Here is a 6,000-nt window from a genome sequence, read left to right on the forward strand (position 1 = left end):
GGGGGGACTAAGCGTTGCGCTCTCTCGCGTCCGCCGCGCCGCGAGAGCCACCTCGCGTTCCGTGACACTACCACCGTCGCGTCCCGGAATTCGGAGTGATTTCTCGTAATATGCGTGAAAATACCATAGAACGCAATAGAATTGGGTGGTGTATGTGGTGTATAAGGTATTACCTCGACAAGATATTTAGTGTAGGCACACATGGCATCAATTACCATGTCAGGCTCTCACAAACAAACGGCGAACTTCTCGTCGATGGCTCGGACGATGCGCGCGTGTGGAGCGTGGGAAGCGGTTTCCCCGCTGGACGACGACTCACGGCGAACAGACGAGTTCTGACGCGACCGAACACTCCGCTGTCGGCCCGATTGGGCGACGCGGCCCCGCACTTATCTTCTTCGACGCGGTCCGATACCTCATGAGCACAGCCAACAGTCACGACCTCGGTGAACGTCGGGCCGACACCGACGAACGCCGAACAGAGGCCCCGCCGTGCGCGTGAGCGTCGTCGGCGGGAGCGTCGTCCCCGAGACGGTCGAAGCCATCGCCGAAGACGTGGGTCGCCTCCTCGCACAACGCGGCCACGAGGTCGTCTGCGGCGGCCTCGGCGGCGTCATGGAGGCCGCCTGCCGCGGCGCGAAAGACGCCGGCGGCACGACCATCGGCGTCCTCCCGGGCGAGGACCGCGAGGACGCGAACCCCTACGTCGATATCGCCGTCGCCACCGGACTCGGCCACGCGAGAAACGCGCTCGTCGTGATGAACGGCGACGCCGTCATCGCCATCGACGGCGGCGGCGGGACGCTCTCAGAAATCGGCTACGCGAACGTCTTCGACCGCCCGACGGCCGGAATCAGAACGCAACAGGCCGGCTCGCTCGACGGATTCGAACCGTGTGACTCGCCGGAAGCCGCGGTCGCGTTCATCGAAGACGCGGTCTGAAAAGGCGGTCGGGCCGCGCTACGCGTCCGCGACGCCGTCGTCGCGTTCGACGCAGTCGCGGAGCAGGTCGTCGACGACGGTCTCGCGGAACGACTCCCAGTCGGTCGTGGAGGCCCAGAGCCGACCCGCGTCCGTGGGTTCGAGCGCGTCGCGGCCGCGTTCGCGCTCGCGCGTCGTGACGAACCCGTTCGCGGTGAGTCCCTCGACGGCCACGTCGAGCCGCGGGGCGAGCGCGTTCGAGAGTCGCTTTTCGAATCGGTCGCCCGCCACGCTGTCGCGAGCGACGCCCACGCAGAACGAGTCGAAGTCCGACCACGTCTCCTCGTCGCGCGCGCCGGCGACGATGCCGTGGTGTTCGGCGCGCTCGCGGAGTTCGGCGGCGACGGCGCGGCGCGTCCGCGGGCGAGAGCGCGGCGGCCCCGTGGCGAGGACCGACAGCACCGCCGCTTCGAGGTCGCCCAGCGGCGAGAGCGCGTGCCCGTCGAGTTCGAGGGCCGAGTCGCCCGTCGCGGAGCCGGCCTCGTCGAGTTCGGAGAGGCTCGTCGCGGCCGCGGCGGCTCGGTCCGTGAGTTCAGTCGTCCGCTCGGCGACCGGGCCGGCGGCGGCCGAGAGTTGCGACCGGGCGTCGAGATAGGCGTCGAGATACGCCTCGAAGCGGTCGAGCGACGCGAACAGTTCGATGGTCGCCCGGTCTTCGAACTTCCCGAAGCGCGCCTCACAGCTCGTTCGGAAGCGGTCGACCAGTTCGTGGGGGTCTTCCTCGACCGACGCGAGCAGGCGGCTCTCGTCGTCGAGCCACGCGTCGAGCGCGTCGAGGACCGCGTTCGGGTCGCGCGTGTCCGCCGGGTCCGGGCGGGGAGCCTCGGACTCGACGAGGTCCGCGAGCTGTTCGCGGGCGCGGCCGACGTAGGAACTCATCGCGCCGAGCGGCGAGTCGCCGCCGGAGCGCGCCCCGCGAGCGCCCGGGGTGCGCCCGACGCGCGAGTTCGGCCGGGACGAACGTGATTCGCCGCTGGCCTCGGCGAGCGCGTCGCGCAGGTCCGACAGGGCGATACGGAGCGGGCGGGCGACGGCCGCGGCCGCGGAGCCGTCGGCGATGCGGCGGAATTCGGCGAACGCGTCGGACGCCGCCTCGACGTCGGCGACGAGCGTCCGGAGGTCGTCGATGGCGGCGAGGTCGGGTCGGTCGGTCGCGGGAATGGTGAGGAGCGAGACGGTCCCGCGGTCGAGTTCGCCGCCGTCGACGAGGGCGGTTCGCGCGGCGTAGAAGGCGGCGGCGACCTGCGGCGGCGCGCCGGCGAGATTCACCCGCACGTCGCCGTCCGCGGCGGCCTCGCGGAGCAGGTCGGTCGTCGCGGCGTACAGTTCCTCGAAGGAGGCGGTGAAGGGGAGCCGTGCTTCGTCGAGCGTCCCCCGGCCCGCGAGCCGTTCGGCCACGGCTTTCGCGGCGTGGGCGCTCGCTCGCGGCGCGCCGGGCGCGCAGTCGTCCGGGTCGCGACCCTGCTCGGGGTCGGCCTCGTCGCGGACCAGACGAACCCGGTCGGCGTCGATGTCGCCTGCTTCGAGCGGGGTGACGACCCGCTGCACGTCGAGTCCGAGGACGGAGAGGTGGGTCGTCGGCATCTGTCTGACCCATTCGCTACCGGTACCCTGAATGTTGTGGTGGCACCTGAGAGCCGCCTGTCAGAAGCGCCGGCGCGGCGTCAGGTCCACGAGCGGATGAGGTTGCGCCCGATGACACCGAGTCCGAGCGTGTCGACGACGAACAGGATGACGCCGCCGAGGATGGGGACGAGCGACAGGACCGCCGCGATGAGCGCGCCGACCGCAACCGAGACGCCGAGCGGGGGCGGCCCGCTGGAGGCGGTGCCAGTCACGAGCGAGCCGAGGAGGACCGTCGAAACCGCGCCGCCGACGATGCCGAGGAGGATGAATGCGAGGAACCCCGGAATCGCCACGAGGAGGCCGATGATGGTGATTGCGAGAAGAACGAGGACGATGAGGCCGCCGATGCCGACGCCGAGACCCCAGAGGAACGACCCGCCGGGGTCGTCCCGAATCTCGGCGATGGCGTCTCTGGTGTACGCCGGGGCCGCGGCGACGAGGATGCCGCCGACGACGAGGTCGACCAAGAAGCTCACGCCGGCGCGGAACACCGGCGAGAGTTGCTGTGCGGATTCGAAGTTCTGCGCGGCGGCGGTGCCCGCGAGCGCGAGGACGCCGAGCAGGCTCAGGAGAGCGGTTCGTGTTCGTGGAGGGACCATACGTGTCCGTCGAATGGCGACTCGTATAGGTATTCTGGATGAACTGTCAGGAAATCGGACGAATCGGTGCGGTCGAGACGAGAGAACCGAAACAGGACGCGACCCGCGGCGGCGTCGCGCGGACGATGCGCCGGGTCGCTCACCGGGAGTCTCGGGGGACCGGCTGTCGTGGAGCGTCTCGGGTTACCAGGTGCCGTGGAACGTGTCGAACTCGAGGGAGTCGAGAGGCTCGTCGCCGACGGCGATGCGGTACTCCTGGGGCGTCAGCATCGGCTTGTGGAACCGCGGGCCGTCGTCGGTCGTGATGCGCGGACAGCCGGTGTTGACGAACGCGTCCATGTCGAAGTTGCGGAGGCGGTCCGGCGTCACCTCGTCCATCGTGAGGAGGTAGGCGTTGTCGTTGTCCTCCAGAATCTTCTCGGCGATTTCCATGCGACCCTGCCCGATTTTCGTACAGAAGATGACGCCCCACTTCTCGGCGTCCATCGCCTTGTGGACCGACGCGTAGCGCTGTTTCATGAACTTCCGCGTGTCGGCGATGGTGACGACGTTGTTGACGGGGTCGGCGATGACGACGTTCTTGTCGGGGTGTTCCATCGCGAGGCCGAGCGGGTGGAACTTGCCGCCGCCGACGTAGAGCACGTCGTCCGCCGGGATGTCCGCGGAGGCGTAGTTACAGCCGAGGACCTGTCCCTCGTACGTGAGGCGGTCGTCGCCCTTGCGGGTCTGGACGGTGTAGCCGCGCTCTTCGAGCCAGTCGCACATGTCCTCGAAGCGGTTCATGTGCTGGGCGGTGGTGACGAGGCCGACCTCGTCGCCCTCGATGTCGTCGAGCGCGTCCTCCATGATGGGGAACGGGTCGACGTTGGAGAACAGCGGGACGTAGATGATTTTGTCCGACTCCTTCATCGGCGAGTGGCCGAAGTGGACGAACACGTCGGTCCGCCGCATGAGATAGGTGTCGAGGTCGCACGCGCCGTAACACGGCTGACCGGAGAGCATGAACGTCACGTCGTCGTCGCAGAGCTGTCGGAGGTCGTCGGCGACGGCCGGGCCGCGGCGCTTCAGCCCCTCGGGGAACTGGAGGCCGACGCGCTTGGCGTCGCGCTCGTTGACGGCTTCGACGATTCGTTCGAGTTCGTAGTCCCACTCCCGGTCGTGCTTCAGCGACATCCCGGTGTTTCGAAGGTCTCCCTCCGAGGAGGCGTCCTGGCTCATTGCCCCATCGTTACGGACGGAGCCGTTTAACCACCGCGCTTCCCCACGAATGGGCGTCACACACCCGCACGCACACGGAACGGGGTTCGGAGTCGGCGACGGCGTCACCCGGTTACCCTCTCGTCACTCGGGGATTCAAGACTCGCGGCGGCTTACCGCTGTCCATGTCCGACATCCCCCTCGAACACGTCCACGTCGAACCGTCGGAACCGGGCGACGGACCGGCTCCCGCCGTCGTGCTGCTCCACGGCCGCGGCTCGAACGAACAGGACCTCCTGTCTATCGCACAGGAGTTCCCCGACCACGTCCACGTCGTGAGCCTCCGCGCGCCCGACCGCCTGCAGGGCGGCTACACGTGGTACGAACTCGACCTCTCGGAGGGCGGCCTCCATCAGAGCCAGCCCCACGCGGAGCAGTTCGAGCGCTCGCGGAACCTCGTCCGCGAGGCCGTCGCCGGCGCAGTCGAGGCGTACGACATCGACCCCGACCGAATCGGCCTCCTCGGCTTCAGTCAGGGCGCGATTACCAGCCTGTCGCTCCTCCTCGACGACCCCGACGACTACGCGTGGGTCGTCGCGCTCCACGGCTACCTCGCGGACTCCCACGCCGACCTCGACCCCGACGGCATCGCCGGCAAGCCGGTGTTCGTCGGCGGCGGGTCGATGGACCAAATCATCCCGTCCTCGCGGGTCGAACGCGCCGCCGAGCGCCTCCGCGACCTCGGCGCTGACGTGACCGCAAATCTCTACGGCGCGCCCCACGGCGTCAGCCCGGACGAACTGCAGGACGTGGTCGCGTTCGTCGAAGCCCGCGTCTGAACCCTCAGCGGGGGCGACCGCTCGACGTCTCTCCTTCCCCGTTCGGCAGGTTGAAACCGCTCGCACCCCAACGCGCGGCTATGAGCACGCAGACGACGCGGCTCGAAGAACTCGGGCGCGAACTCGGCGAAGCCATCGCCGACCATCCGAAGTACGAAGCCTACGAGGAGGCGAAGGCCGCCGTCGAAGCCGACGACGACGTGCAGGAACTCATCACGGAGTTCAACCAGCTCCGCGAGGAGTTCAACGTGGCCCGTCAGATGGGCGAAGCGACCCAAGAAGGGCTCCAGAAAGTCCAGGCGGCACAGGAGGAGCTTCACTCCGAACCCGTCATGGAGGAGTATCTCCTCGCGCAGGCCGAACTCGTCGGTGAGTTAGAGAAGATTAACGAGGCCATCTCGGAGCCGCTTTCGGTCGACTTCGGCGGCGAGGCCGGCGGTTGCTGTAACGACTGAGCTCGGCTCGACGCGACTCGTTTTCGCCGCAGGTTCAAGTACCAGGCCGGGGGCAACCCCGGCTATGTTGGCAATCGCGGGCGGCAAGGGCGGCAGCGGCAAGACCACCACGACCCTCGGACTGGCGAGCGCGCTCGACGGCCCGGTGCTCGCCGTCGACGCCGACAGGGACATGCCGAACCTCCACGCGATGGCCGGCGTGGAACGCCCGGGCGACGCCGCCGCGGACGGTCCCGCGGGCGAGCCGTCGGTCCGAGCGCATCCGACCGACCCGACCGTCTCCGTGCTTCCGGCACCCGCCGG

Annotated in this window: 7 protein-coding genes; 4 read left to right on the forward strand and 3 right to left on the reverse strand. The window is 68.8% G+C overall.

Going from position 1 to position 6,000, the window contains the following annotated elements; translation table 11 throughout:
• Window positions 1-492: 492 nt before the first annotated feature.
• Complete coding sequence (locus AUR65_RS01590; RefSeq protein WP_058567698.1) at window positions 493-942, forward strand: TIGR00725 family protein; 450 nt, start codon at window positions 493-495, stop codon at window positions 940-942.
• 18 nt (window positions 943-960) lie between these two features.
• On the opposite strand, the gene AUR65_RS01595 is transcribed toward AUR65_RS01590, so the two are convergent.
• The 3 genes from AUR65_RS01595 to dph2 form a co-directional block, all read right to left on the reverse strand.
• On the reverse strand, window positions 961-2,565 hold the full coding sequence (locus AUR65_RS01595) for a hypothetical protein (RefSeq protein WP_058567699.1): 1,605 nt from the start codon (window positions 2,563-2,565) through the stop codon (window positions 961-963).
• Window positions 2,566-2,645: 80 nt separating this feature from the next.
• Window positions 2,646-3,206: a hypothetical protein gene (locus AUR65_RS01600; RefSeq protein WP_058567700.1), complete on the reverse strand. Its 561-nt coding sequence runs from the start codon at window positions 3,204-3,206 to the stop codon at window positions 2,646-2,648.
• Between the two features lie 183 nt (window positions 3,207-3,389).
• Window positions 3,390-4,424 (reverse strand): diphthamide biosynthesis enzyme Dph2, encoded by a 1,035-nt coding sequence (dph2, locus tag AUR65_RS01605; protein WP_058567701.1) that lies wholly within the window; start codon window positions 4,422-4,424, stop codon window positions 3,390-3,392.
• A 164-nt stretch (window positions 4,425-4,588) separates the two neighbouring features.
• On the opposite strand from dph2, the gene AUR65_RS01610 reads away from it, so the two are divergent.
• The 3 genes from AUR65_RS01610 to AUR65_RS01620 form a co-directional block, all read left to right on the forward strand.
• The gene (locus AUR65_RS01610) at window positions 4,589-5,242 is read left to right on the forward strand and encodes an alpha/beta hydrolase (RefSeq protein WP_058567702.1); all 654 of its coding nucleotides are present in this window, start codon (window positions 4,589-4,591) and stop codon (window positions 5,240-5,242) included.
• An 80-nt stretch (window positions 5,243-5,322) separates the two neighbouring features.
• A complete protein-coding gene (locus AUR65_RS01615; RefSeq protein WP_058567703.1) occupies window positions 5,323-5,697 on the forward strand; it encodes a YlbF family regulator in 375 nt (124 codons plus the stop codon).
• Window positions 5,698-5,761: 64 nt separating this feature from the next.
• The coding region (locus tag AUR65_RS01620) for a nucleotide-binding protein (protein WP_449405007.1) at window positions 5,762-6,000 on the forward strand (239 nt) is incomplete at its 3' end.

This window comes from Haloferax marisrubri, assembly GCF_001469875.2.
Taxonomy (GTDB): Archaea; Halobacteriota; Halobacteria; order Halobacteriales; family Haloferacaceae; genus Haloferax; species Haloferax marisrubri.